The following is a 26,381-nucleotide window of genomic DNA, read 5'->3' on the forward strand; positions in this document are numbered from 1 at the left end:
TCAGGTCGATGGCGGCAAGGCCAGGCGCAGGTCGGTGGGCGGCGGCGGTGCCCCCACCGGCGTGCCGCGCGCCGCCATCACCTTGCCGTAGGCTTCCCAGGCCTTGTCGTAGACATTGTCGCCCAGCGCAAAGCTCATGGTCTGGCCCAGCGCAATGCTGCGGTGGTCGGGCGCGGGACCGAAATCGTACAGGGTCATGGTGGCAGGCTCGGGCGGTTCCTTGCCCGTCGTGTTCGGATACAGCTGCGAGGCCGAAATCGGCACGGCGCAGCCGCCGAAGCCGCCGCATTTGTTGTCGCTGGGCGCGCTGTAGACCTTGTCGGGCTGCGGCGGCGGTGGCGGCACGTAGCACGGCGTGCCGGGCGACGCGGCAAGTTTGACCGAGTGGCCGCAGGACGAGCCGCCCGTGTCGGCCTGGGCAAAGCCGCAGCCGCCCTGGGCATGGCAGCCGTTCGAGCCGCGGCAAGTGTGGTAGACGGCCAGCGCGGCGCAGGTGGACGAGGCCTCGCCCTCCAGGTGCATGCCCTGGCAGGCGTGGTACAGCACGCTTTTCTCGGCCAGCGGCACGCCCGTCGCCAGGTTCGGCGCCTGGCCCAGCACGGCCCAGCAGATGGCCATGCGGTCGCCCGCGCCCACCATCGACGGATACGGGAAGTCCAGGTCCTGGTTCAGCCAGTACTTGTCCAGCACGGAAGTGATGCCGTAGATGGCACCCGTGGCGACCGTGCTCAGCATCTGCAGGGTACCGCTGGCGTCCTTCAGGCGGTTCAGGGCGCCTGCCACGGCGGCGGGCGCAGGGATGTTCTTTGGCGCGGTGGCCGGGTTATAGCGCTCGTTGGTCAGCATGGCCTCGGTCCAGCGCTGGCCCTCGCCGTGCCAACTGGCCCAGGTTTTTACCGGCAGCATGGCCTTGACCTGGCCGAAACGCTCGTAATGGTCGAACGGCGCGCTGTCGTGGCGCGCTTGCGCGTCGCGCGATTCCGCATCCTTGCCATTGTTCGCGTACGACGGATAATCGCATTTCAAGGCGGCCAGGTCTTCGCGGTAGTCGGGCTGCACGGCCATCAGGCGCTGCGCCGCGTCGCGCCGGTAGCGCCGGATGGCCGCTTCGCTGCCCTCGCCCTGGTCCGTAATGGCCGCCATCATGTCGATGGCCTTGTTGAACGAGCCCGTCTGGCCGCCATCCTGGTCTTGCGGGCCGAAGCAGGTGTCGAACTTGGGAAATTCCGCGCGCGCATGGCCCTGCACCTGGCTGTTGAACATATCCTGCTGCACCGAGCCGTTGACGAACAGCTTTTGCCACAGGGTCTGGCCATCCGCGTATTCGATGCTGATGTAGCGCGCATAGCATTCATACATGTAGCCGATGGTGCCGAACAGGGGCAGGTCCTGCACGTGCTTGCCCGGCGTCCAGCCCACGAACGGCACTTCGGGGAAATATTTGGTGTGGTTGTGCTTGTCGAACTCGGCCAGCTGGGCCCGTGCCTGCTCTTCGGGCTGTTCGATGGCGAGGAACAGGTCGCACTGGTTACTGTTCAATTCTTCCAGGTTGACGCGCACGTGGCGGTAGCCCGAGGTGTCCTGCAAGTCGACGATGTGCGGGATCACCGTGCACTGCGTGCCATAGCAGGTCCAGCCGTGGTCCTGCGACTGCAGCTCCGACCCCGTGAAGCACGGCGCCGTGCCGATGGCCGTGGCCAGGTTGGCCGCCATCTGCAAATGCAGCATTTCCTGGATGAAGACGCTGAAGATGACGTTGAACGCCTTTTGCTCCTTCAGTTCAGGGCGGGCAGTGGTGCCCATGCCCGGCCACTGGCGCCCCTCATAATAGGTGATGCCTTTCGAGTTGATCTGGTGCGTGCCATGGATCGAGTACATGGTGGCCATGTACAGGGGAATGGTGAACAGTTCGACGCTGACGGCCGCCTGGGCGATGGCGCGCACGGCGGCCTTGTCCGTGTCCAGCATGTCGAGGGGGCGCCTGGTGATGGCTGGCTGGGTGCTGCCTAGAACGGGCATTTTCATTCTGTCTCTCCACAGGAAGGATGCGTTTCGGATATCGGGCCGGGACGCGCCATCTGCGTGCGCTGCTCACGGCAAGGAAATCATACGCTTGAGAAAGATATTTTTGCGGCAAGATTTATGCGCTGGCCCAGGCATGGTTGTGCGTCAGTCCAGCCTGCCTTTCGCCATGAAAATAGCCGTTGTACGCGGCCATTCGATGACAATTGAATAGAATCGGCAAAACGCGCGCGTGTATAAGCACGGCGCCGGCAAGCGCCGGCCCGTGGCTTGCATGATGCAAGTCAGGTGCCCGGCGGCGGCAGGAACGCGCAGAAACCGGGCCACTGGTCGCGGCTGTCGCATACTTTCAGGCAGCCTTTGTTATCCTTGAACGTGGCGACCACCTTGATGGCAAAGCCGTAGATAGGCGTGGTGGCCAGGAAGGCGGACGGGCAGCTTTGCTCGTTGCTGAAGCGGAAAGTGATTTCTTCGCGGCGGCCCTTGCGCTCAAAGCCCAGCATGAAGGTCTCATTGCTGTTCCACTGCGCCTTGCCCGGCACGCGGAAGCGGTAGCGGGGGCTGCCCTGCTGCTGGCCGTCAAGTTTCTGGCCGAAGACGCGGCTGCTGGCCGTGGCCGTCTCGACCTTGGCGATCGGATAGGGCACGGCAAACATGTAGGTGCCGGCAAAACCCTGGTCGAAGCCGAGTCCCTTCTGGTAAAACGGCACGACGATATGCGGCGCGCCCGTGTATTCCACGGTATTGCGGGCCGTCACGCGCGACGTCAGCTTGTCATCGGGCGCTTGCCCGAAGACCACGTCCAGTTCCAGCAAGGCTTGCTGCTTGTCGATGTCTTGCGCCAGATAATCCTGGGCGAATATTTCCCCGTGCACGCAGCCGGCCAGCACAGAGGCGGCGAGGCAGCCGGCGATCAGTCTCGGTATGCTCATGGCTGTTCCCCCTCGGGCGGCACGGAACTGAGGCCCAGCCCCGTCACCTGCAAGCCGTTCTTGCCCTGTTTCCATTGAAATTGCTGGCCGAACCAGGCCAGTTCCAGCTCGCGCTGGATGCGGTTCGAATCCGTGCGGCCCTGGCGCGCCTTGATGGCGGCGCCCGCCTGCTCGGCAGCGGCCTGCGACAAGGGCTTCAGCCACCGTTGATAGGTGTCGGGCGGCAAGGCCAGCACGCCTGCCACGCCGTCGTCGCGCGTGGCGACGACGACCTCCACGCTGGTCGCCCTGCGGACCAGATAGGCGCCGCGCCGGCTGTCGGGCGAGACGGAGACCAGCATGGCGGGCGCGTAATCGCCCGTGACGATGCCCGGCATGTCAAACCACAGCAGTTCGCCCGAGTCCGTGTCGAGCGCGCGGCCGTCGCGGGCAAACAGCAGTATTTCGCTGCGGCCCGGCTGCGGCACGCCCCATTCGGGGTCGCGCTCCGTGCGCACCATGTCGTCGCGCCGCAAAGGACTGACGGGGCGCATCAACGGTTCGCCGTTCTGCACGCCGATCAGGATGGTCCCCTGCCCCGTATAGCCCTTGGTAAAGGCCAGCAGCATGGGCTGGCCATCGCGCGTGGCCTTGAGGGGCCGCACTTCCACCACTTCGCGTGCGCCGCCGGGCCAATAGCCGTGCTTGCGGAAAGACAAGTTGACGAGCGGGTCGTGGCGGTCGCGCGTGACGACAAAGTCGCCGTATTGCTTCATCACGGGCACGTATGGTGTTTGCGCCTGTGCGGCGGGCAAGACGGCGGCAAGCAAGCCGGCGGCGGCCGCCAAACGGCATAAAGGAAGAGACAGCATGGCATCCTGCAAGGGTCGCGCAAGGCGAAGGAACCGCATCATAGACGATTCCTCGTCAGCAACACTGTCCGATAGGAAACATCAGTGACGCTGGATTTCGATCAGTTCGATCTCGAACAGCTTGGGCCACAGTTTGCCCGTGACAAACAAACGCTTGCCGCGCGCATCCCAGGCGATGCCGTTGAGCACGGCGTCGGGATTGGCCGTGCCCCGCTGCTCGGGCGGCAGCAAGCCCGTCAGGTCGATCCAGCCCACGACCTTGCCGCTGGCCGGGTCGATGCGGGCGATCACGTCCGCGCCCCACACGTTGGCAAACAGTTCGCCGTCGACCATTTCCAGCTCATTCAGGCGGTCGATGGCACGGCCCTCGGCCTTCACCTCGATGCGGCGCACCTCGGCCATGGTTTTCGGATTGAGCACGCGGATGGCGGACGTGCCATCGCTCATGTAGACGAAATGACCATCGCTGGCCAGGCCCCAGCCTTCGCCCTGGTAGCTGAATTTGCGCTTGAGCTTGAACGTCTTCAGGTCGAACACATAACCGGTCTGCGAAATCCACGTCAGGCCCAGGATTTCGTCGCCCACGTCCGTGATGCCTTCGCCGAACACATTCTTGTCCAGCATGCTTTTCTGCAGCACCTTGCCCGTCGTCAATTCCACCTTGCGCAAGGAGGACTGGCCGTTCTGGCCCGTGCTTTCATACAGATGGCCATCCTTGAACAGCAAGCCCTGCGTGAAGGCCTGGGGATCGTGCGGATAGGTATTCTTGACGAAATAGCCATATACGGGAAGCGCGGCCTGGGCGTAGCCCATTTCGCTCATCAGGCCCACGGTGCATAACAATCCCAGCAGCAGCGAGCCGGCGGTACGTTTGATTTTGGCTGTAACCTTGGCATTGACGTTGATGTTCATCTGGTCGGGCGGAAGTTGGCGAGCGCCTATTGTAAACGTGCCGCGTCCGCCATGCGTGCCCTGACGAGGTCCAGCCACGCGCGCCCCGCGAACGACAGCCGCCCGCCGCGGCGCCAGGCCAGCATCAGATTCCACTCCACGGTCGGTCCCGCCAGGGGAATGACGGCAAACTGCGATTGTTCCAGGGTGTCGCAATACATCTTCGGCAGCAGGCAGATGCCCACGCCCAAGCGCACCAGCGAGGCAATGAAGTCCCACTGGCCGCTGCGGCCCGTGATGCGCGGCGCAAAGCCGGCCCGCTGGCAGGCATCCTGCACGATGTCGTTCAGGGCAAACGCGGCGCCATAGAAAATGAAGGGGCTATCGGCCAGCTCGGCCAGGGCCACGGAGGAACGGCCCTGCCACGGCGAGCCGGGCGCGGCCAGCAGGCACAGGGGCGAACGCAAGAGGGGCAAGGCTTCGAAATCCTGCCAGGTGGCCGCATTGCCCGGATAGTCGAGCATGGTGCCCAGCTCCACCGTGCCCGTGCGCAAGTCGCGCTCGATGGCCTGCGTGCCGCTCTCGTACATTTTCAGCTCGATGCCCGGATAGCGCTGGTGGTATTCGGCCAGCCATGGCGCCAGGGTGGAATGGGTCTGCGGCGACACGCCCACGCGCAGCTCGCCCCGCTCCATCTGCTGCAGGTCGCGCAATTCCACCTTCAGTTCCCCGTGCAGGGCCAGCAATTCATGCGCGCGCGACAGCACCACCTTGCCCGCGTCCGTCAGGGTAAAGCGCTTGCCCGCGCGGTCCAGCAAGGCCAGGTCCAGCGACTGTTCCAGCTGGGCAATCATCTTGCTCACGGTCGGCTGCGTCACGTGCAGCTTGGCGGCCGCGCGCGTAAAACTGTTTTGCTCGACCACTTCGACGAAGTAGCGCAGGGAGCGGATATCCATGATGCATTCCAATATCGAATGATGATCATGAGTTTAAGTCATTTTATCTTTTGATGTCGGGTCCCTACAATGAAGCCTTCCCCCAGCCGTTTGAGAGTCCGCCGTGAAAGCCCCCGTCCTGCACCACCCCGCCGCCGTCTCCCGGATGCCTGCCCCCGCCTGGCGCCAGCCGGCGCAGACCTTGTGGCAGGTGGGCGTGCTGATCGCTGCCTGGTGGCTGGCCGACGCAGCCGCCGCCGCCCTGCACCTGCCGTTTTCCGGCGGCGTGGTGGGCCTGTTCGCGCTGGTGGCCCTGCTGCTGGCGGACTGGGTACGGCCCGCCGCCATCGAACTGGGCGCGAACTGGCTGCTGGCCAATATGCTGCTGTTCTTCATTCCGCTGGTGGTGTCCGTGGTGCAATTTACGCAACTGCTGAAGGCGCAGGGGTTGATGCTGTTCTTCAATATCGGCCTGGGCTTTGCCAGTGTGATGCTGGCCACGGCCTTGACCGTGGAATGGGTGTGCCGCTATGAACGCAAGCTGCGCCTGCAAAGACTGCGGCGCCAGCGCGCGGCGAGGACGGCCGCATGAATACCCTGGTCCTGTCGCTGCTGTTTTTGCTGCTGACCCTGGTGCTGTTCTATGCCAACCAGGCGCTGCACAAGCGCCACCCGCATTTCCTGCTCACGCCCGCCATCTGCACCTCGGCCATCCTGATCGTCATCGTGCAGGCGACCTCGACGCCGTTCGCCACGTATTTCGGCGAGACGCGCTGGCTGCCGTGGCTGCTGGGCCCGGCGACGGTCGCGTTCGCGCTGCCCATCTTCCAGGAGCGCAAGCTGATCCGCAAGCACTGGCTGGCCCTGAGCCTGGGCAGCTGCGCCGGCATCGTGGCCTCGGTCGCCGCCACCCTGCTGCTGGACCGGCTGCTGGGCGTGCACGGCGACATGGCGCGCAGCCTGCTGGCCCGCTCCGTGTCCACGCCGTTCGCACTGGAAGCGTCGCGCCACATGGGCGGCTCGGCCCAGCTGACGGGCATCTTCGTGGTAATGACGGGTTTGTTTGGCTTGATGCTGGGCAAGCCGCTGCTGAAACTGCTGCCCCTGCGCATGCGCATCGCCCGCGGCGCCCCGTATGGCGCGGCCGCGCACGGTTTCGGCCTGTCCGTGGCGCGCCGGGTGGGCACGGAAGAAGGCGCCGTGGCCAGCCTGACGATGATCTTTTCCGGCGTCGTGACGGTGCTGCTGGCGCCGCTGCTGGGGCATCTGCTGGGCTAGCGGTCCGCTTGCAGCGCCTGCATGCCATGCACGATCAGGTCGATGCCCGCGAGGAAATCCTCGCGGTCGTCGTGCGCGCGCAACTGCCCTGCCACCTTGCGGGCAAATGGAAACGCCTGCGCGTCGAGGCGCGACCATACGCCCGCCATGGTGTCGAGGAAATGCGCGCGCTCCAGCCCCTTTTCCCGCGCGATGGCGGCATTGGCTGCATTCTGTCCGCTCACGCCCAGCAAATAATTCAACAGGGTGCATGCCGCCAGCCATTGCCCTTCCGGCGGCACGCCCAGCGCGTCCACCTGCCGGCCCAGGCGCTCGAGGATGCGCACGGTGGGCAGCTGGCCCGGCGCGCGCGACAGGGCCGAGCCCAGCCACGGATGCGCATCCATGGCCTCGAACATGGCCAGCGCCACGGCGCGGATGCCAGCCTGCGGCGTATCGCCGTGCGGCGCCCCATCCATGGCGCGGGCCACGATGGCGTCGCTGGCGGCTGTAAACAAATCGTCCTTGTCGGCCACGTGCCAGTAGATGGCGCCCGCCCCCGTGGCCAGGCGCGCGGCCAGGGCGCGGAAGGTCAGGCCGCCCTCGCCGGCCGTGTCGAGCAGGGCAATGGCGGCGTCGATGATGGTGTCGCGCGTCAGCGAGTCAGCGCGTCGTGGTGGGGTCGCTACGGTATCGGGCATCGCTTATCTTGACACAGATGCCGGCGTGCCGCAAAATTCTTGTGGAACGTCGTTCCAGTTCCATTTTAAAACCACCTTAAAGGATCACCATGCATATCGCCATCATCGGCGCAGGCCTGGGCGGGCTGATGCTCGCCCGCGTGCTGCACGTCCACGGCATCGCCGCCACCGTGTATGAAGCGGATGCGTCGCCGCAGGCCCGCAGCCAGGGCGGCATGCTCGACATTCATGCGGACAGCGGCCAGCGCGCGCTCAAGGCGGCGGGCCTGCATGACGCGTTCCGCGCCCTTATCCATGCGGGCGGCGAAGCGAGCCGCGTGCTCGACCGGCACGGCACGGTGCTGCTCGACGAAGGGGACGATGGCACGGGCGGCCGTCCCGAAGTGCCGCGCGGCGAGCTGCGCCGCCTGCTGCTGGACGCGCTGCCGGCCGGTACCGTGCGCTGGGGCCACAAGCTGGCCAGCGTCGCAACGTTGGGCGGCGGCCGGCACATGCTGGGCTTTGCAAATGGCGCCACCGTGACGAGCGAGCTGCTGGTGGGCGCGGACGGCGCCTGGTCCAGGGTGCGGCCCCTGCTCTCCAGCGCGCAGCCCGCGTACAGCGGCATCACCTTCATCGAGACGTATCTGCTCGACAGCGACCGCCGCCACGGGGCCAGCGCGCAAGCCGTGGGCGCCGGCGCCCTGTTCGCGCTGGCGCCTGGCAAGGGCATCCAGGCCCACCGCGAAGCCGATGGCGTGCTGCATGCATACGTGGCCTTGCGCAAGCCCGAAAGCTGGCTGGCCGGCATCGACTTTGCCGATCCCGCCGCCGCCCGGGCCTGCATCGCCGCGGAATTTTCCGGCTGGGCGCCCGCGCTCACGGCCCTGATCACGGACGCCGACACGCCGCCCGTCCCCCGTCCCGTGCACATGCTGCCCGTTGACCACCGCTGGCAGCGCGTGGGGGGCGCGACCTTGCTGGGCGATGCGGCCCACCTGATGGCGCCGGCCGGCGAAGGCGCCAACCTGGCCATGCTGGACGGCGCCGAGCTGGCGCAGGCGCTGGCCGCGCACCGGGGCGACGCGGAAGCGGCCCTGCTGGCGTATGAAACGGTGCTGTTTGCGCGCAGCAGCGCGGCCGCGGCGGAATCGGAACGCGTGTTGCGCCTGTGCCTGGACGACGATGCACCGCACAGCCTGGTCCGGTTCTTCACGGCCATGCAGGACGGCGGCCAGGCGCGGGAAGCGTAAGGGGCGGCGTTTGCCCCCACGCCGGCGGCCTTTATCGGGGATAATACGTCTTTCCCCATTCCAAGCAGCCGCGCCACGATGAAATACCCTGCAGTCCTGCCTTTCAGCGACATCCTGCCCCGCCTGAGCGAGTTCGATGCCATCATCGATGTGCGCAGCCCGTCCGAGTTCGCGGAAGACCACTTGCCGGGCGCCATCAACCTGCCCGTGCTGGACGATGAAGAACGCGTGCGCGTGGGCACCCTGTACAAGCAGACGAGCGCCTTCGAGGCAAAGAAGCTGGGCGCGGCGCTGATCGCGAAAAATATCGCGCGGCATATCGAGGAAGGCTTTCTCCGCCACCCGCAGCACTGGAAACCGCTCGTCTACTGCTGGCGCGGCGGCAACCGCAGCGGCGCCATGGCGCACATCCTGGCGCGCATCGGCTGGCCCGTCACGCAGCTCGACGGCGGCTACAAGGAATACCGGCGCCACGTGAACGCGGAGCTGGCCACCCTGCCCGCCCGATTCGATTTCATCAACGTGCTGTGCGGCCCCACGGGCAGCGGCAAGAGCCGTTTGCTGCAAGTGCTGGACCGGCAAGGCGCGCAAGTGATCGACCTGGAGCAACTGGCGGCCCACCGCGGCTCCGTGCTGGGCGGCTTGCCCGAGGCCGAGCAGCCTGCGCAAAAGGCGTTTGAAAGCGCGCTGTGGCAGCAGCTGCGCCATTTCGACCCTGCGTTGCCCGTGTTCATCGAGTCCGAAAGCAAGAAAGTGGGCCGCTTGCGCGTGCCCGACGCGCTGATGGACAAGATGCGCGCGGCGGCCTGCACGGACGTGCAGCTGGCCACGGAGCAGCGCGTGCAGCTGCTGATGCAGGATTACGAACATTACGTGGCCGATGCGGCGCGCCTGAACGTGCAGCTGGCCCTGTTGACGCAGCTGCATGGCAAGGAGAAAATTGCCCATTGGCAGCAGTTGGCGACGGCGGGCCGCATGGCCGAGCTGGTGGAAGAATTACTGGTGCAGCATTACGACCCCGTCTACCGGCAATCGATCGCCCGCAACTTCAGCCGCTACGCCCAGGCGACGCCGCTGCACTTGCCCGACATTTCAGAACATGCCTTTGAGCAAGCCGCGCGCGCATTATGTGCTATCGTCGGCGACAACCGTACCGCCAGCGCCGCGTAAGCCGGCGCAGCTTTCAATGACCTTTTTGAGCAGGATGACGACCATGTCCGATAGCGCAGCAACACCAAATACTCCCATCCGGTTGACCGAATTTGCCCATGGCGGCGGCTGCGGCTGCAAAATTGCGCCGGGCGTGCTGGCCGACATTTTAAAAGGCAGCGGCGGCTTTCCCCTGCCGAAGGAATTGCTGGTCGGCATAGAAACCTCGGATGACGCGGCCGTCTACCAGCTCAACGACGAGCAGGCGCTGATCGCCACCACGGATTTCTTCATGCCCATCGTCGACGATCCGTTCGACTTTGGCCGCATCGCCGCCACCAACGCCATTTCCGACGTGTACGCCATGGGCGGCACGCCCATCATGGCGCTGGCCCTGGTCGGCATGCCGATCAACAAGCTGCCCGTGGAAACCATCGGTCTCATCTTGAAAGGCGGCGAAACCATCTGCGCCCAGGCCGGCATCCCCATCGCGGGCGGCCACACCATCGATTCCGTCGAACCGATCTACGGCCTGGTCGTGCTGGGCCTGGTCCACCCGTCGCAAGTGAAACGCAACGCGGGCGCGCGCGCCGGCGACAAGCTGGTATTGGGCAAGCCGATCGGCGTGGGCATCCTGTCGGCGGCGCTGAAGAAAAATGCGCTGGACGCGCAGGGCTACGCTTCCCTGATAGCCAACACCACCAAATTGAATACCCCGGGCAAGAAACTGGCCCTGCTGGACGGCGTGCATGCGCTGACGGACGTGACGGGCTTCGGCTTGCTGGGCCACACCCTGGAACTGGCGCGCGGCGCCAGGTTGCAGGCGCGTATCGCCATGCAAGACGTGCCCCTGCTGCCGCAAGTGCAGCAACTGGCGCAGAACGGCAACATCACGGGTGCCTCGGGCCGCAACTGGCAGGGCTATGGCGCGCAAGTGCAGCTCGATGACGGCTTGAGCGCCATCGACAAGGCGATCTTGACGGACCCGCAGACGGCCGGCCCCCTGCTGGTGGCGTGCGCGCCGGAAGCCGTCGAGCAAGTGCTGGCGATTTTCCGCGCCGAAGGCTTTGGCGACGCCGTCGTCATCGGCGAGATGCAGGAAGGCAGTACCGGGGTTTCCGTAATCTAATGAATATTTTTTGCAAAGGCAGTCCCATGACCACATTCTCCAACTCATTTTCCAAGTTCCCCGCCATCCTGGCCACCGTCGCCGCCACCCTGGCCATCCACAGCGGCCTGGCGCAGGCACAGCAAGTGCTGCGCGTCTCCGCCATCCCCGACGAAGCGCCGACGGAATTGCAGCGCAAGTTCAAGCCGCTGGGCAGCTACCTGGAAAAAAAACTGGGCATGAAGGTGGAATTTACGCCCGTGACCGACTACGCGGCATCCGTGGAAGGCTTGATCAATAACAAGCTCGACATGGTCTGGTTCGGCGGCTTTACCTTCGTGCAAGCGAACGTGCGCAGCGGCGGCAAGATCGTGCCCCTGGTGCAGCGCGAGGAAGACACGAAGTTCCGCTCCGTATTTGTTACCACCAGCAAGGACATCAACCAGTTGTCCGACCTGAAAGGCAAGAACTTCACGTTCGGCTCGGAATCGTCGACGTCGGGCCACTTGATGCCGCGCTACTACTTGCTGGCCGCCAAGATCAACCCGGACACGGACATGAAGCGTATCGCGTTTTCGGGCGCGCATGACGCCACCGTGGCGGCCGTGGCCGGCGGCAAGGTCGATGCGGGCACCTTGAATATCTCCGTGTGGGAAAAGCTGGTGGAAGCGAAAAAGGTCGATCCCGCCAAGGTGCGCGTGTTCTACACGACCCCCGGCTACTACGACTATAACTGGAGCGTGCGCGCCGACATGAACCCCGCCGTGCGCAAGAAGCTGACGGACGCCTTCCTGGCGCTCGACCCATCCACGCCTGAAGGCAAGGAAATCCTCGAACTGCAGCGCGCCACCAAGTTCATCCCCACCAAGGCGGAGAACTACAAGGATATCGAAGCGGCTGCGCGCAATGCGGGTTTGCTGAAGTAATTTCCGACACGCGGCAGAAATCTGGGGTCAGACCCGTCGGGTCTGACCCCGGCTCTTTGCCCCGGACTTCAATAGATGTAACAACTCTCCAGCAATCGTAGCCAACAAACGCATGACATTCCAACTTCACAAGGTCAGCGTCCACCACGCGGGCGCCGCCGGCAATGCGCTGGCCCTGCGCGAGCTGAGCCTGGACGTGGCCCAAGGTGAACAGATCGCCCTGATCGGCCCTTCCGGCGCCGGCAAGACCAGCCTGCTGCATACCCTGGCCTGCGCGCTGCGCCCCGAGTCCGGTACCTTGACCATCCTTGGCACTTCTCCGTGGCAAATCGGTAGCGGCGAACGCCACGCCTTGCGCGCGCGCCTGTTCCTGGCGCCGCAGACGCCGCCCTTGCCGCCGCGCCAGCGGGTCGTCAACGCCGTGCTGGCGGGCCGCTTGCCCCAATGGAGCTTGTGGACGGCCATCCGTTCGCTGCTGGCGCCCGTCGACCCGCGCGCCGCCTGGGACGCCTTAGCTAAATTCAACCTGCAGGATAAGCTGTATGCGCGGGTCGACCGCCTGTCCGGCGGCGAACGCCAGCGCTGCGGCATGGCCCGCGCGCTCGTGTCGGATGCGCACGTGTTCCTCGTCGACGAACCGCTGTCCGCGCTCGACCCCACGCTGGCCTTGCAGACCATCCATGTACTGCAGGCGGAAGCGACGGCGCGCCACGCCACCCTGATCTGCAGCCTGCACCAGGTGGACATCGCCCGCGCCTGTTTTCCCCGCATCGTCGCCCTGCGCGACGGCAGGATCGTTTTCGACTTGCCTGGCGCAGAAGTCAGCGACGCCATGATCGAAGCGCTGTACCGCAACAAGGCCGATACGGCCCCGCAGTTCGAAGCCGTGGAAACGCAGCTGGACGCCGCGAGGCCCCTTTGCTGACCAGCACCGCCATTCCGCGCGACCCCGCCTGGCGCGGCCGCCTGACCGGCGCCGCCGTCGTGCTGCTCGTGCTGTGGCCGATGCTGGTGCAAGCGGAATTCAAGCCCTGGATATTATGGGATGCGCAAAGCCTGGCCGCCACCTGGCAATTCCTAGCCAGTTTCGTGCCGCCCGCCCACTCGCTGGAATTCCTGCAACTGGTGGCCATTTCCAGCTGGGAAACCATTGCCATGGCCACGGCCGGCATGGCGCTGGCGATGCTGGGCGCCATCCCCCTGACCTTGCTGGTGACGGAGCGCCTGTCCATTTCGCGCATCGGCTCCGGCCGGGTATCGCCGCTGGCCGCCGCCCTGCGCCACGCAATCCGTGCCCTGCTGGTGCTGCTGCGCAGCGTGCCGGAACTGGTGTGGGCCTTGTTATTGGTGCGCATCGTGGGACTGGGGCCGACGGCGGGCGTGATCGCCATCGCCCTCACCTATTGCGGCATGCTGGGCAAGGTCTATGCGGAAATCCTCGAATCGTCGGACGCAGCCGCCTGCAACGCTTTATTGCACAACGGCAGCGGCAGACTGAAAGCCCTGCTGTATGGCGCCCTGCCCGAATCGGCCGCCGAACTGGTGTCCTACACGATCTACCGCTGGGAATGCGCGATCCGCGGCTCCGTCGTCATGGGTTTTGTCGGTGCGGGCGGCCTGGGCCAGCGCATGGATGAATCGATGAAGATGATGGCGGGCAGCGAGCTGGCCACCATGCTAATGGTCTTCGTGCTGCTGGTGGCGGGCGCCGATGCCGTCTCGGCCATGCTGCGCCGGAGGCTGGCATGAAGAGCGATACGTCCATGCTGCCTGTTGCCGAGCCCGTGCGCTGGTCCACCTGGGCCCTGCTGGCCTGCTTGCTGCTGCTGGTCATCGCCAGCTTTGCCACCCTGCCCCTGAAATGGGGCGAGTTCTTCAGCGCCGACGCCGTGCGCACGAGCGCCGACTTTCTGCACGGCTTCGCGCCGCCCGAGCTGGCGCCGAACTTCCTCATGAAAGTAGGCGTGGCCACCTTCGAGACCCTGGCCATGTCCGCCATCGGCACGGTGATTGCCGCCGTGCTGGGCGCGCTGCTGGCCCTGCCCGCCAGCGGCCGTTTTGGCAATGTGGCGCGCAACGCGACGCGGGGCGTGTTGAATGTGCTGCGCTCGATTCCCGAACTGGTCTGGGCCTCGATCCTGCTGATCGCCGCCGGCCTGGGTCCGTTCGCGGGCACCCTGGCGCTGGCCCTGCACACGGTGGGCGTGCTGGGCCGCTTGTTTGCCGACGCGTTCGAGAATTGCCCGCCCTTGCCGGCCGCCACCTTGCGCATCAATGGCGCGCGCCCCGCCGTGGCCTTCCTGTACGCCACCTTGCCGCAGTGCAGCCCGCAAATGATGTCGTACACCCTGTACCGCTGGGAAAACAATATCCGCGCCGCCGCCATCCTCGGCGTCGTCGGCGCGGGCGGCCTGGGGCAGATGCTCAAGTATCACCTGTCGCTGTTCCAGATGCCGAGCGCCGCCACCGTCATCGTCGCCATGCTGCTGATGGTGGCCGCCGTCGATGGCCTCAGCTACCTGCTGCGGCGCGCCATGACCCGCTGATCCGTATAATTTTTCACAAGGAAACCCCATGTCCGGCTGGTGGACCATTATCTCGACAGAAACGCCCGAACAGATGGCAGATATGACGAAAGTCGGCAAGCAGGCGTTTCTCGCCACCTGGGAAGCGGGCCTGTCCGGCGCGGACTGGATCGCGCAACTGTGTACGCAAGGCAAGGCCACCCAGCTGGCCTTCAACGGCTTCCCCAACCGCTACACGGCCACGGCGGACGTCATCGCGCCCCTGCTGCAGGCAGGCATTGCCGAAACGCACGATGACGAATTTCCACAGGACCGGCCCACGGGCTGGCCCGGCACCATCACCGTGCACGGCGAACGCATCGCCGCCTGCACGCCCGGGCAATTGCTGACCATCGAAGTGTGGGACCAGTCATGACGCAAGCGTTGATCATTCGCAAGGAAACCGCGGCCGACATCACAGCCATCGACCAGCTCACGCGCGAGGCGTTCCTGAATGCCGAACACACGGACCACACGGAACAGTTCATCGTGCACGCGCTGCGTGCCGCGGGCGCCTTGAGCGTGTCGCTGGTGGCCGAACGGGAAGGCGCCATCATCGGCCACGTGGCCGCCTCCCCCGTCAGCATCAGCGACGGCACGCCGCGCTGGTATGGACTGGGTCCCGTTTCCGTTGCCCCTGACCATCAGCAACAGGGCGTGGGCAGCCAGCTCATCGGGCGATTGCTGGACGACTTGCGCCAGCTGGGCGCGGCCGGCTGCGTGGTGCTGGGCGATCCACGGTATTACGGGCGTTTCGGCTTCCGTGCGGACGCTGCCTTGGTCCTGCCGGGCGTGCCAGCCGAGTATTTCCAGGCACTGCATCTGGCGGGGCCCTTACCAACAGGTAACGTGACCTACCACCGCGCGTTTGAGGTCAACAGCTAGGCAAAGTCTTACGCGCATACAACACCGCAGCATGCACGGGTACCGACAAGGCGGTGATGCTGTTAATATTGCCAAATACTTAAATGACTGGCGCCATCCATGGACGCGCGCCACGCCATTCAAGCATGACGGACGTCTTTCCCGCCTATGCGGGCCACCCTTGCATGGAATTGCCGGCACCATGAAAAAATTGTTTTTTGGTATTACCACCGCCTGCTGTGGGCTGTTCACCAACGCCAGCGCCGCCCCTGTCGAAGACTTTATCGGCACCTGGAAACTGGAACGCACCACCGTGCCGAACTATGTCGTCATCAAGCACGATGGCGACCGGCTCGTGGCCCTGCGCTACTCGCGCAATGTCCTCACCAGCAAGATCGTCGAGCGGCGCTTTCCCGCCAGCTATGCGGACGGCGACGTGACCATCGCCGCGGGCGAGACGGTCATCGAAGCGCGCAGCGTGAACGACGTGGCGACCGTCACGATGCTGGCGGAAGCGTACAGAAAGATTTCCTCGTCCACGGACGCGCCCACCAGTTAAGGAATGTTACCGACTTGAATCACATCGTCATCCGTCCCACCAGCGCCGCCGACTGGCCGGCGCTAAAGTCCACGCGCCTGGCCGCCCTGCTCGACGCCCCCACGGCCTTCGGCGCCAGCCACGCCAGCGCGGCCCGTTTTTCCGATGCGGACTGGCAGCAACGCGCCGTCAGCACGCCGCAGCGCACGTTTTTTCTCGCCTTTGATGGAGAGCAAGCCATCGGCCTCGCCGCGCAAGTGGTGGGCGCCAATGGCGAGTGCCATCTGATCGCCATGTGGGTGCATCCCGAATATCGGGGCCTGGACGTGGCGCGCAAGCTGGTCGATGCCGTAAAACAATGCGCCGTCGACAATGGCCATCCTCGGCTGGTGCTCGACGTGGCGCCGGACAACACCCGCGCGGCCGCGTTCTACCAGAAACAGGGCTTTGTCTTTTTGCCGGAATGGGAGCCGCTGGAAAGCCATCCCCATATCCAAGTGCAAAAGATGGAGTGGCAGGAACATGCATAGGCATTAACAGTGGAAAGATAAAAAACGCGATGCGACGATCTATTGCAACACTCCTGCTATTAATAACTGCCCTTGCCGGCAAGGCGAACGCTGGCAATATTCCAGCCATCGTTCTTGACTACGCCAGCGCTTTCGCGCAAACGCAGGCAGCGGACAAACAATCGCCCGCGCTGCCAGCCGAATACGCGCAATGGTTCTTTCAAGGCTTGATCCACCCATCGGGCGGAATCGTGACGCAATCGGCCCCCATGCGCGATGCCTACACGAATGGCCAGCGCTATTGGCGCGATCATCCGTCCGAACGCGCCAATATCATGGCAGGCTATGGCTACCTTGCCATCGAGCGCGAAGGCATCTGGTCGCGGGGCTTTGAAAAGAGCACTTTTCAAGCTGCCCATGTTGACCTTGGTACTGACGCCGGCGCATGGTGGCTTGACTCCTTTGGCGGCGTTGCGTGGCGGGACGTGGGCCTGGTGCCGCCCGATTCAATATATGACCATCCGCGCGTGCATATTGTCGGCTATCTCAGTCCCAAAGGTCATTATGGCCATCTGGGCGCCTATGAGCGCGAGGTATTGGTCATTTCGGGAAATACCGTGACAGCCATCTCACCGATGGCGAATCCGGAAAACAGCGGTTTCCAGCATTCCATTCATCCCAATTGACACTCTGTCTTAAAAACCGCCATGCACCTTCATTTCTTTCTACACTCATGCCAAGGTTAACTTGACAAGCAATGATTTGAGATTCAAATGAACAGGATGAATATGCATGCAATCAAAAAAGCCGGTCTTCTGCTGTGTTTATATGGCGCCGTGGTGCAGGCTTATGCTGATACGGAACAAACCACGGAGCAAACCGCCCAGGAGGCGGCCGCATCCGTCAATGTCAAAGGCATCCGGGATCCGGACTGGAAACCCTACAGCGCCATGCTCTAGGGCGTCAAACGGTTTGAAGAAAAGCATGCGCTGGCGCCCGGCGCCGAGCTGCGTTTCATCCTGGAGCCGCGCCGTGCCGATGTCGACATGCACGCCATCGCGCTGCGGCTGGAAAGCGACGACGCGGGCATGGCGATACCGCTGGGGGAACGCAATATCTTCAGCTTGCCCGTCGAGCAGGGTCCCCTGTATGACAAGGCCGAGCTGACCTTGAACCGCAAGGCGGGGTCCGTCAGGTGGATACCCTACGTCAGGAGTGCGGCCACCAGCGACACGATCCGCCGCCTGGGCGACCTGCGGCTGGCGTGCGAAGTCCATTGGGCCATCGACAAGGAAACCTTGCCGTTTGCGATGCGCACGGCGATGGGCGCGCTGGGCGGGCCGTGCAATTTCGTGTCGCAAAAGGGTACCTACAGCTTTGCCGAACCGCGGCGCATCGCGGCGGCGACGATCAGTTTCAACGGCAAGAGCGCGCCCGTGCCCTTCAGCGGCTCATCGTTCACGCCGCCGCTGCGGGAACAGGATTGGAGCGACGACAGCGTGCTCGAACTGACGTTCGCCGACGACTAGCCGGCGCGGCGCCTATTTCACCCGCTGCTTTTCCAATTTGCGCGCCAGGGTGCGCCGGTGCATGCCCAGCCTTCTCGCCGTTTCCGAGATATTGAAATCCGTCTCGGCCAGCATTTCGTGGATGCGTTCCCATTCCAGGGTCTTGATGTTGGTGGCGCGGTTCGTCAGTTCGATGTCGGCGTTGCCGGCCACGTGGCCGAAGGCCGCTTCGATATCGTCCGTGTTCGACGGTTTCGCCAGGTACTGGCAGGCGCCCAGCTTGATCGCTTCGACGGCCGTGCCGATGCTGGCATAGCCCGTCAGCACGACGATCAGCATCTCCGGGTCGTGCTGGTGCAGCATCTGCACGCAGGCCAGGCCCGAGGTATTGCCGTTAAGTTTTAAGTCGACGACGGCGTAGTCGGGGCAATGCTGCTCGAGCAAGGCGCTCGCTTCGTCGAAATTCGTGGCCAGGATGACCTGGTAGCCGCGCCGCTCGAACGAGCGGCCCAGGGTGCGGGCGAACGCGGCGTCGTCTTCCACGATCAGTAACAGACGGTCATCCTGCATGGTGGTCGCTTTCTCTTTCCAGTTTGATGGCCGCCAGCGGCAGGGCCAGGTGCACCACCGCCCCGCCCTGCACCCGGTTGCGCGCCGTCACCGTACCGCCCAGGGTGCGCGCAACGTTGACCACCAGGAACAGACCGAGGCCGCCGCCGGGCTTGCCCTTGCTGCTTTGATACGGTTTGCCCAGGTGCGTCAGCATCGATGGCTCGAAGCCGGGGCCCGCATCGGTAATGACCAGGTGCAAGGCGTCCGCTTCGCGCGTGGCTTCGAAGCGCAGCCAGTCGGGCGACGCTTCCAGCGCATTGTCGAGCACATTGCAAATGGTTTGTTTCAGGGTCGAATCAAAGACGACGGGCACGTCGTGCTCGATGCGGTTATCGTACTCGAAATCATGGATGGGCCGGCTGCTGCGCCACTCGTCGACCAGGTCGTTGAGGAAGGTGTTGATCGTCGTCTTCACGGACGATTCGCCGCGCGCCTCGCCTGCCGACAGCAAGATGCCGCTGACGATGCTCTTGCAGCGCTGCAATTGCGCCTGCATTTCCGTGATTTCTTCCAGCAATTCGCTGTTCTTGCTCAATTCCGGCATGCGGCGCCAGTCGCCGAGGATGACGGACAAGGTCGCCAGCGGCGTGCCCAGCTCGTGCGCAGCGCCCGAAGCGAGCAAACCCATGCGGATGATGTGCTCCTCTTCCGCCGCGCGCTGGCGCAAGTCGGCCACCTTGGCGTCGCCGGCGCGCTGGTTGCGGTTGATGCGCGTAATAAAGACCACCAGCAAGGCCGCGTTGAGGATGAAACAGATCAGCAAGCCCTGCACGTACAGGCTGGAAAAGCCCCGTTCCGGGTCGATGGGCAGGATCAGGGGGCCGGGCAGCAAGGCCAGGCCGGCCAGGCACAGGCTGGTGATGGCCACCATGATCCAGGTCGACCACACTTCCAGCAGCACGGCGCTGAGGATGACTTGCAACAAGTACAGGAAGGCAAACGGGTTGCTGATGCCGCCGCTCAGGTAGAGCTGGGCCGTCAGTACGGTGACGTCGACCAGCAGGGCGAGGAACAGGGCCGTGTTGGACACGGGCTGGCGCTCGTGCCAGCGCAGCAGGCTGGCCAAATTAAAGGCGATCAGGCAAGACAGCACTTCCAGCATGTAGGGCACGGGCAAGGCGATGCCCAGTCCCACGCCCACGCCGAAGATCGTGCTGATCTGGCCGATCACGGCCAGCCAGCGCAGCTGAATCAGCAGCTTCATGTTCTGGTGGCCGGCCGGATGTTCCATTTCGGCCGCCACCGCACCGCGCTCCAGCACTTCGCGGTTGGGCAGGATCTCAATCCTGCCCGGCATGATCACTTTCTTGGGTACTGTTGCCGCCGGCACGGCGCGCGCGGCGGCGCTTGTCTTCGCGCACGATCCACCACGTGATGCCGGCGACCATCAAGGCCAGCGCGAACCACGTCAGCGCGTACACGAGGTGGCTGTTATGGAAGGAAATCACGGTCAGGCCGCCGACGGGGGCGTCGGCAGCCGTTTCCGACTTTGCCTTGGCGTCGACAAAATATGGCGCCACATTGCTCAGCATGTGCGAGGCGCCGATGGCGGCCACGTCGCGCGAATACCAGTGCTGCGTGGCAGGACTGTTTTCGCGCAAGAAACCGCCGCCCGTCTCGCTGATGCGCAGCAAGCCATCGACCTCGACAATGCCGGCCGGCGTGCTGGCGCCAATGCTTTCGCGCTTGGGCACGAAGCCGCGGTTGATCAGCACGGTGCTGCCATCGGCCAGGCGCAAGGGCGTCACCAGCCAATAGCCGCTGCCCAGTGCCGTCGTTGCTTGCACCAGGGTATTGAAAATGGGGAGATACGTACCGGAGAGTCGCACATGGCGGTATTCATCCGTTTGCTGCGTGACACTGGCCCAGGCTGCGGGTCCAGGTGCGTCCGTTGCGGGCGCATGTACGCGTTGTTCGACGCGCTCGATCAGGTCAAGCTTCCAGAACAGGCGCTTGACTTGCCAGGTGCCCAGGGCACAGAAACCGGCAAACAAGATCCCCGCCAGCAAGGCCAGTGCATACCGCACAGCCATGCCGCGTGGGCCTGGCGCGGCATCTTGCGATGCGGCGCCAGGGGCGCGCCCGGTGTTGCTTGGGCGCGGTTGACTCATCATGGAGCCGTTTTCGTATGCATGTACTCAGGCATCAGATCCGGCATCATGTTGTGGTTCATGTGGTACATGACCCACAGGGAACCAGCCATGGCAATACCCACGATCATGATCGTGAAGATCAGCGCCATCATGTTCCAGCCGCCTTCGGACTTGGTGTTCATGTGCAGGAAGTACACCATGTGTACCACCACTTGAACCGCCGCGAACGCCAGCAGGACCAGGCCCATGGTGCCCGAGTTGGTGATGGCTTTCGTCATCACCAGCCAGAAAGGAATGGCCGTCAGGATCACCGACAGGATGAAGCCGATGGTATAGCTTTTCAGGCTGCCATGATCGTGATCGTCATGGTGGTGGCTATCGCCGTGTGTGTGGTGGTCGCTCATGGCAGCACTCCCATCAGGTAGACAAAGGTGAAGACGCCGATCCAGATGACGTCCAGGAAATGCCAGAACAGCGACAGGCACATCATGCGACGGCCGTTTTCCGGGGTCAGACCATGCTTGTTCAACTGGAACATCAGGGTCACGAGCCAGATCACGCCGAACGTCACGTGCAAGCCGTGGGTACCGACCAGGGCGAAGAACGACGACAGGAACGCGCTGCGCTGCGGACCGGCGCCTTCGTGGATCAGATGAATGAATTCATACATTTCCAGCGACAGGAAGGCCAGGCCGAACAGGCCCGTGATGCCCAGCCAGACCAGGGTGCTGCGCAATTGCTTGCGCTGCATTGTCAGCATGGCGAAGCCGTAGGTGATCGACGACAGCAGCAGCATGGCCGTGTTGACGGCCACCAGCGGCAGGTCGAACAGCGCGGCGCCCGTCGGGCCGTCCGCGTAGCTGCGGCCGACCACGGCGTACGTGGCGAACAGACAGGCGAAGATCAGGCAATCGCTCATCAGGTAGAGCCAGAAACCCAGCAGGCTGCCGTTTTCCGGGTGGTGCTCGCGCACAAAGTAGCTGCGCGTGCTTGGTGCGGCGCCAGCGGCGCCGGTGTTATGGGCGATGGTATCAGACATGGCTGCTCAGCAATTTAGTATAAGCGTCTTCGGTACGGACCACTTCTTCCGCAGGAATGTAGTAATCGCGCTTGTAGTTAAAGGTATGGACGATGATGGTGACCATCATGATCACGAAGCCAATGCTGGCGACGAGCCACATTTGCCAGATCAGGCCAAAACCGACCAGTGCGGACAGTGCGGCGATCACGAAACCAGCCCAGGTGTTCTTCGGCATGTGGATCTTCGTGAAACCGGACATCGGACGCTGGTAACCGTGTTTCTTCATGTCAGTCCATGCATCGAGTTCGTGCACTTGTGGCGTGAAGGCGAAATTATAGTCTGGCGGTGGCGACGACGTCGACCATTCCAGCGTACGGCCGCCCCATGGGTCGCCGGTCACGTCGCGCAGGGCGTGACGATTGCGGTAGCTGACGAAGAACTGGATCAGCATGGAAGCGATGCCCAGTGCGATCGAGACGGCGCCAAACCAGGCGATGATGGTCCAGATTTGCAGCGATGGATCTTCAAAGTGGTTGACACGACGGGTCACGCCCATCAGGCCCAGTACGTACAGCGGCATGAAGGCCAGGTAGAAGCCGACGAACCAGAACCAGAACGAGCACTTGCCCCAGAACGCGTCGAGCTTGTAGCCGAAGGCTTTCGGGTACCAGTAGTTGATCGCAGCGAAGACACCGAACACCACGCCGCCGATAATCACGTTATGGAAGTGGGCGATCAGGAACAGGCTGTTGTGCAGCACGAAGTCCGCTGGTGGTACGGCCAGCAACACGCCGGTCATGCCGCCGATGGTGAAGGTGACCATGAAGCCAATCGTCCACAGCATGGGCAACTCAAAACGGATACGGCCGCGGTACATGGTAAACAGCCAGTTGAAGATCTTCGCGCCCGTCGGGATCGAAATGATCATCGTCGTGATGCCGAAGAAGGAGTTGACGCTGGCGCCCGAACCCATGGTGAAGAAGTGATGCAGCCATACCAGGTACGACAGGATCATGATGACGCAGGTGGCGTACACCATCGAGGCGTAGCCGAACAGGCGCTTGCTGCTGAACGTGGCGACCACTTCCGAGAACACGCCGAACAGCGGCAGTATCAGAATGTACACTTCCGGGTGACCCCAGATCCAGATCAGGTTGACGTACATCATGGCGTTGCCGCCCAGTTCCGTCGTGAAGAAGTTAAAGCCGGCAACGCGGTCCAGCGACAGCATGGCCAATACAGCCGTCAGCACCGGGAAGGCGGCGACGATCAGGATGTTGGTGCACAGTGCGGTCCAGGTGAAGACTGGCATTTTCATCCAGGTCATGCCTGGCGCGCGCATCTTGACGATGGTGGCGATCAGGTTGACACCGGACAATAGCGTCCCGACCCCGGCAATCTGCAGGGACCATATGTAATAGTCTACCCCCACATCCGGACTGCCGACGATGCCAGACAGCGGCGGATACGCCAGCCAGCCCGTGCGGGCGAATTCGCCGACGAACAGCGAAGCCATCACCAGGACGGCGCCCATGGAGGTCATCCAGAAGCTGAAGTTGTTAAGGAAAGGGAAAGCCACGTCGCGCGCGCCGATTTGCAGCGGCACCACGTAGTTCATCAGACCCGTCACGAAAGGCATCGCGACGAAGAAGATCATGATCACGCCGTGGGCGGTGAAGATCTGGTCGTAGTGATGCGGTGGCAGGAAGCCGGCATTGTCGCCAAAGGCGATTGCCTGCTGGGTGCGCATCATGAGCGCGTCGGCAAAGCCGCGCAACAGCATGACGAGGCCCAGGATCATGTACATGATACCGATTTTTTTATGGTCGATACTGGTGATCCAGTCGCGCCACAGGGTACCCCAGACGCGGAAATACGTCAGTGCCGCAACGAGTGCGATACCGCCCAGGGCGACCATTGCAAAGGTCGCCAGCAGGATAGGTTCGTGAAATGGAATTGCATCCCAAGTCAGACGGCCGAATATAAGCTTCGTCAGATCAATATGGTCTAGCATTGTTACTCTCAGAGAAAAAAGGGAGGCGCCAGGCAAGCGGCGCCAGTATCTGCAGCGCATTGCGCTGCGGGATTCATGCAGTCGTTACTTGGCTTGAACGCCCTTTTCAACTACTGCATCGCTAGCGACTACTGCCGTTACGGCCGCTACCGGGCTATTTGCCATCGTCAATTTGTATGGCTCGACCGGCGTCACGCACAGGGCGTCGGAAACGATGGTGCGGTTCAGGATTGCCTTGTACAGATCGCTAGGTACGGCGCTGTAGCGGCGGACCGGGTCGCGTTCGCTCGGCTTGGCCAGTTCCAGGTAGTCGTCGCGGTTCAGCGCGCCGCCACCGGCACGTGCCGATGCCACCCATTTATCGAAGTCCGCATCGTTCACGCCGTGGAACTTGAAGCGCATGCCCGAGAAACCGGCACCGCTGTAGTTGGCGGAAAAGCCCTTGTATTCGCCAGGCTTGTTGATGACGGCATTCAACTGGGTTTCCATGCCCGGCATGGCGTAGATCTGACCTGCCAGTGCGGGGATGAAGAACGAGTTCATGACGGACGAAGCGGTGATCTTGAAGCGGATCGGACGGTCGACGGGCGCGTACAGCTCATTCACGGAAGCGATGCCTTGCTCCGGGTAGATGAACAGCCATTTCCAGTCCAGGGCCACGACTTCGACGATCATCGGTTTGTGGCTGGCAGGAATCGGACGGTTGGCGTCGATACGGCTCAGCGGACGATAAGGATCGAGGGTGTGGGTGCTGATCCAGGTCAGCAGGCCCAGCACGATGATGATCAGCAGGGGCGCGCCCCAGATGATCAGCTCGAGGCGAGTCGAGTGGTCCCAGTCCGGCTCGTATTTGGCCGCGGTGTTGTTTTTTCTATAGCGCCATGCGAAAAGCAGGGTCAGGGCGATTACCGGAACGATAATCAACAGCATCAGCAATGTCGAGATGACAATCAGATTGCCTTGCTGAACTGCGATGTCTCCGGACGGATTCAGTACCACCGTATTGCAACCAGCCAACAATGCGAGAGGTAAAAGAAGCAGTCCGCGACGAACTTTTAATGAAAACATACAGGAAAGTCCAGTACAGGGGATGAAGATATGGTACTGTATTCTCACTGGAGCGCGTTGGCAATTGGACGTTTTGTCCTACCCCTTGCTCGGATTTTCACTCGGTGGTTGCGGAGTTTTCCTACAACTACCTATTGAATAGTCCTACTCCGGGCGTGAGACACCCGGGGTATGTTACGCGTTGGCCGAACTCGAAACTATATTGGAGACGATCATCATGTCCAGCACGCGCATACACAGCGGGGATGTACCCGCTGACTTTTCCCCCCATTCCCTGCGCGACGCAAGCGGGGCCGGCACGGTCGAATCGCATATCGACCCCGGTGAGATCGCCGTCGGCGTGATCATCGGCCGCGCTTCCGAATACTTTGACTTCTTTGTCTACGCCATCGCTTCGGTGCTGGTGTTTCCGCGCGTCTTCTTCCCATTCGAAGAACGCCTGGAAGGCACTTTATATGCCTTCCTGATTTTCTCGTTCGCCTTCATCGCCCGTCCGTTCGGCACCGTGATCTTCATGGAGATCCAGCGCCGCATGGGACGCAGCGCCAAGCTGACGTTCGCCCTCTTCCTGCTGGGCGTGTCCACGGCCGGCATCGCCTTCCTGCCCACCTATTCCCACCTGGGCTTTGCCGCCATCATCTGGCTGTCCGTGCTGCGCATCGGCCAGGGCGTGGCGCTGGGCGGCTCATGGGATGGCCTGCCATCGCTGCTGGCCCTGAACGCGCCGGAAAACAAGCGGGGCTGGTACGCCATGCTGGGCCAGCTGGGCGCGCCCGTCGGCTTCCTGATCGCCGCCGGCCTGTTCTGGTTCATGCTGACCACCCTTACGGATGAAGACTTCCTCGACTGGGGCTGGCGCTATCCGTTCTATGTGGCGTTCGCCATCAACGTGGTGGCCCTGTTTGCCCGTCTGCGCCTGGTGTCGACGAATGAATATGCGCGCCTGCTCGACGAACGCGAACTGCAGCCCGTGAGCGTGTTTGAAATGAGCCGCGGCCAGGGCCGCAATGTGCTGATCGGCGCCCTGGCCGCGCTGGCCAGCTACGCGCTGTTCCACTTGGTGACCGTGTTCCCGCTGTCGTGGATTTCCGTCTACCAGACCCGTTCCGCGCCGGACTTCCTGCAGATCCAGATGCTCGGTGCCGTGCTGGCCGCCATCGGCGTGGTGATTTCCGGCTTGCTGGCCGATAAAGTGGGCCGCCGCACCACCCTGGGCGTGCTGGCCGTGCTGATCGCCATCTTCAGCGCCTTCGTGCCGACCCTGATGGGCGGCGGCAATACGGGCCAGGACGTGTTCATCCTCGTGGGTTTCAGCCTGCTGGGCTTGTCCTACGGCCAGGCAGCCGGCGCCGTGACGGCCAACTTCCCTGCCCGCTTCCGCTACACGGGCGCAGCCCTGACGTCCGACCTGGCCTGGCTGGTCGGTGCCGGCTTCGCCCCGCTGGTGGCGCTGGGCCTGTCGGCCAACTTCGGCCTCGCCTACGTCAGCTTCTACCTGCTGTCGGGTGCCGTCGCCTCGCTGGCCGCGCTGAGCCTGAACCGGGCACTGGAAATCCGCGACTGACATATATATAGTGTGCAGCGCG

30 protein-coding genes are annotated in these 26,381 nt (G+C 63.5%); 17 read left to right on the plus strand and 13 right to left on the minus strand.

The window, feature by feature from the left end; genetic code table 11:
* The 5 genes from VPH41_RS10505 to VPH41_RS10525 all read right to left on the minus strand — a co-directional run bounded on the left by VPH41_RS10505 (nt 1) and on the right by VPH41_RS10525 (nt 5,652).
* Nucleotides 1-2,025: a ferritin-like domain-containing protein gene (locus tag VPH41_RS10505; protein WP_328569951.1), complete on the minus strand. Its 2,025-nt coding sequence runs from the start codon at nt 2,023-2,025 to the stop codon at nt 1-3.
* A gap of 281 nt (nt 2,026-2,306) precedes the next feature.
* On the minus strand, nt 2,307-2,954 hold the full coding sequence (locus VPH41_RS10510) for a hypothetical protein (protein ID WP_328569952.1): 648 nt from the start codon (nt 2,952-2,954) through the stop codon (nt 2,307-2,309).
* Complete coding sequence (locus tag VPH41_RS10515) at nt 2,951-3,805, minus strand: hypothetical protein (RefSeq protein ID WP_328569953.1); 855 nt, start codon at nt 3,803-3,805, stop codon at nt 2,951-2,953. Before VPH41_RS10515 ends, VPH41_RS10510 begins: the two co-directional genes overlap by 4 nt.
* Before the next feature lie 81 nt (nt 3,806-3,886).
* Complete coding sequence (locus VPH41_RS10520) at nt 3,887-4,717, minus strand: glutaminyl-peptide cyclotransferase (protein ID WP_328569954.1); 831 nt, start codon at nt 4,715-4,717, stop codon at nt 3,887-3,889.
* A gap of 26 nt (nt 4,718-4,743) precedes the next feature.
* A complete protein-coding gene (locus VPH41_RS10525; protein WP_328569955.1) occupies nt 4,744-5,652 on the minus strand; it encodes a LysR family transcriptional regulator in 909 nt (302 codons plus the stop codon).
* Between the two features lie 103 nt (nt 5,653-5,755).
* Between VPH41_RS10525 and VPH41_RS10530 the strand changes: the two genes are divergently transcribed.
* Both VPH41_RS10530 and VPH41_RS10535 read left to right on the plus strand, forming a co-directional pair.
* Nucleotides 5,756-6,223: a CidA/LrgA family protein gene (locus VPH41_RS10530; RefSeq protein WP_328569956.1), complete on the plus strand. Its 468-nt coding sequence runs from the start codon at nt 5,756-5,758 to the stop codon at nt 6,221-6,223.
* Nucleotides 6,220-6,909 (plus strand): LrgB family protein, encoded by a 690-nt coding sequence (locus VPH41_RS10535; RefSeq protein ID WP_328569957.1) that lies wholly within the window; start codon nt 6,220-6,222, stop codon nt 6,907-6,909. The genes VPH41_RS10530 and VPH41_RS10535 overlap by 4 nt, the downstream gene beginning before the upstream one ends.
* On the opposite strand, the gene VPH41_RS10540 is transcribed toward VPH41_RS10535, so the two are convergent.
* Nucleotides 6,906-7,589 (minus strand): TetR/AcrR family transcriptional regulator, encoded by a 684-nt coding sequence (locus tag VPH41_RS10540; RefSeq protein ID WP_328569958.1) that lies wholly within the window; start codon nt 7,587-7,589, stop codon nt 6,906-6,908. The two genes, VPH41_RS10535 and VPH41_RS10540, sit on opposite strands and share 4 nt — an antisense overlap.
* Before the next feature lie 89 nt (nt 7,590-7,678).
* On the opposite strand from VPH41_RS10540, the gene VPH41_RS10545 reads away from it, so the two are divergent.
* The 14 genes from VPH41_RS10545 (at nt 7,679) to VPH41_RS10610 (ending at nt 18,008) form a co-directional block, all read left to right on the plus strand.
* Nucleotides 7,679-8,821, plus strand: a complete 1,143-nt coding sequence (locus tag VPH41_RS10545) for an FAD-dependent oxidoreductase (RefSeq protein WP_328569959.1) — start codon at nt 7,679-7,681, stop codon at nt 8,819-8,821.
* A gap of 78 nt (nt 8,822-8,899) precedes the next feature.
* Entirely contained in the window at nt 8,900-9,991 is a 1,092-nt protein-coding gene (gene mnmH / locus VPH41_RS10550; protein WP_328569960.1) for a tRNA 2-selenouridine(34) synthase MnmH, read from the plus strand.
* Nucleotides 9,992-10,034: 43 nt separating this feature from the next.
* Nucleotides 10,035-11,099: a selenide, water dikinase SelD gene (gene selD / locus VPH41_RS10555; protein WP_287773746.1), complete on the plus strand. Its 1,065-nt coding sequence runs from the start codon at nt 10,035-10,037 to the stop codon at nt 11,097-11,099.
* Nucleotides 11,100-11,125: 26 nt separating this feature from the next.
* The gene (locus VPH41_RS10560) at nt 11,126-12,004 is read left to right on the plus strand and encodes a putative selenate ABC transporter substrate-binding protein (RefSeq protein ID WP_193317333.1); all 879 of its coding nucleotides are present in this window, start codon (nt 11,126-11,128) and stop codon (nt 12,002-12,004) included.
* Nucleotides 12,005-12,116: 112 nt separating this feature from the next.
* Nucleotides 12,117-12,929, plus strand: coding sequence for a phosphonate ABC transporter ATP-binding protein (locus tag VPH41_RS10565; protein WP_328569961.1), 813 nt, complete (start codon nt 12,117-12,119; stop codon nt 12,927-12,929).
* Nucleotides 12,923-13,753, plus strand: coding sequence for a PhnE/PtxC family ABC transporter permease (locus tag VPH41_RS10570; protein WP_152280911.1), 831 nt, complete (start codon nt 12,923-12,925; stop codon nt 13,751-13,753). The genes VPH41_RS10565 and VPH41_RS10570 overlap by 7 nt, the downstream gene beginning before the upstream one ends.
* Nucleotides 13,750-14,550 carry a phosphonate ABC transporter, permease protein PhnE gene (phnE, locus tag VPH41_RS10575; RefSeq protein ID WP_328569962.1) on the plus strand — a complete coding sequence of 267 codons (801 nt, stop codon included), beginning with the start codon at nt 13,750-13,752 and terminating at the stop codon, nt 14,548-14,550. Before VPH41_RS10570 ends, phnE begins: the two co-directional genes overlap by 4 nt.
* A gap of 28 nt (nt 14,551-14,578) precedes the next feature.
* A complete protein-coding gene (locus VPH41_RS10580; protein ID WP_152280909.1) occupies nt 14,579-14,944 on the plus strand; it encodes a hypothetical protein in 366 nt (121 codons plus the stop codon).
* Nucleotides 14,941-15,453 carry a GNAT family N-acetyltransferase gene (locus tag VPH41_RS10585; protein ID WP_328569963.1) on the plus strand — a complete coding sequence of 171 codons (513 nt, stop codon included), beginning with the start codon at nt 14,941-14,943 and terminating at the stop codon, nt 15,451-15,453. Before VPH41_RS10580 ends, VPH41_RS10585 begins: the two co-directional genes overlap by 4 nt.
* Nucleotides 15,454-15,634: 181 nt before the next feature.
* Entirely contained in the window at nt 15,635-15,991 is a 357-nt protein-coding gene (locus tag VPH41_RS10590; RefSeq protein WP_328569964.1) for a hypothetical protein, read from the plus strand.
* A 14-nt stretch (nt 15,992-16,005) separates the two neighbouring features.
* Complete coding sequence (locus VPH41_RS10595; RefSeq protein ID WP_328569965.1) at nt 16,006-16,500, plus strand: GNAT family N-acetyltransferase; 495 nt, start codon at nt 16,006-16,008, stop codon at nt 16,498-16,500.
* Nucleotides 16,501-16,529: 29 nt separating this feature from the next.
* A complete protein-coding gene (locus VPH41_RS10600) occupies nt 16,530-17,165 on the plus strand; it encodes a hypothetical protein (protein WP_328569966.1) in 636 nt (211 codons plus the stop codon).
* A gap of 102 nt (nt 17,166-17,267) precedes the next feature.
* Complete coding sequence (locus VPH41_RS10605; protein WP_328569967.1) at nt 17,268-17,438, plus strand: hypothetical protein; 171 nt, start codon at nt 17,268-17,270, stop codon at nt 17,436-17,438.
* Between the two features lie 87 nt (nt 17,439-17,525).
* Nucleotides 17,526-18,008, plus strand: a complete 483-nt coding sequence (locus VPH41_RS10610) for a hypothetical protein (protein ID WP_328569968.1) — start codon at nt 17,526-17,528, stop codon at nt 18,006-18,008.
* A gap of 12 nt (nt 18,009-18,020) precedes the next feature.
* On the opposite strand, the gene VPH41_RS10615 is transcribed toward VPH41_RS10610, so the two are convergent.
* From VPH41_RS10615 to cyoA, 7 genes are all read right to left on the minus strand, one after another.
* Entirely contained in the window at nt 18,021-18,557 is a 537-nt protein-coding gene (locus VPH41_RS10615; RefSeq protein WP_034788474.1) for a response regulator transcription factor, read from the minus strand.
* Nucleotides 18,547-19,896: an ATP-binding protein gene (locus VPH41_RS10620; protein WP_092797722.1), complete on the minus strand. Its 1,350-nt coding sequence runs from the start codon at nt 19,894-19,896 to the stop codon at nt 18,547-18,549. The genes VPH41_RS10615 and VPH41_RS10620 overlap by 11 nt, the downstream gene beginning before the upstream one ends.
* Entirely contained in the window at nt 19,880-20,713 is an 834-nt protein-coding gene (locus VPH41_RS10625; RefSeq protein ID WP_442906253.1) for an SURF1 family protein, read from the minus strand. The genes VPH41_RS10620 and VPH41_RS10625 overlap by 17 nt, the downstream gene beginning before the upstream one ends.
* A complete protein-coding gene (cyoD, locus tag VPH41_RS10630; protein ID WP_099667923.1) occupies nt 20,710-21,096 on the minus strand; it encodes a cytochrome o ubiquinol oxidase subunit IV in 387 nt (128 codons plus the stop codon). Before cyoD ends, VPH41_RS10625 begins: the two co-directional genes overlap by 4 nt.
* Nucleotides 21,093-21,731, minus strand: a complete 639-nt coding sequence (cyoC, locus tag VPH41_RS10635) for a cytochrome o ubiquinol oxidase subunit III (protein ID WP_086144570.1) — start codon at nt 21,729-21,731, stop codon at nt 21,093-21,095. Before cyoC ends, cyoD begins: the two co-directional genes overlap by 4 nt.
* Nucleotides 21,724-23,727 (minus strand): cytochrome o ubiquinol oxidase subunit I, encoded by a 2,004-nt coding sequence (cyoB, locus tag VPH41_RS10640; RefSeq protein ID WP_328569970.1) that lies wholly within the window; start codon nt 23,725-23,727, stop codon nt 21,724-21,726. The genes cyoC and cyoB overlap by 8 nt, the downstream gene beginning before the upstream one ends.
* Before the next feature lie 84 nt (nt 23,728-23,811).
* A complete protein-coding gene (gene cyoA / locus VPH41_RS10645) occupies nt 23,812-24,795 on the minus strand; it encodes a ubiquinol oxidase subunit II (protein ID WP_226938890.1) in 984 nt (327 codons plus the stop codon).
* A 217-nt stretch (nt 24,796-25,012) separates the two neighbouring features.
* On the opposite strand from cyoA, the gene VPH41_RS10650 reads away from it, so the two are divergent.
* The gene (locus VPH41_RS10650) at nt 25,013-26,359 is read left to right on the plus strand and encodes an MFS transporter (protein ID WP_328569971.1); all 1,347 of its coding nucleotides are present in this window, start codon (nt 25,013-25,015) and stop codon (nt 26,357-26,359) included.
* Nucleotides 26,360-26,381 lie beyond the last annotated feature (22 nt).

Origin of the sequence: Janthinobacterium sp. P210006, assembly GCF_036231885.1 — a bacterium.
GTDB classification, from domain to species: Bacteria; Pseudomonadota; Gammaproteobacteria; order Burkholderiales; family Burkholderiaceae_D; genus Janthinobacterium; species Janthinobacterium violaceinigrum.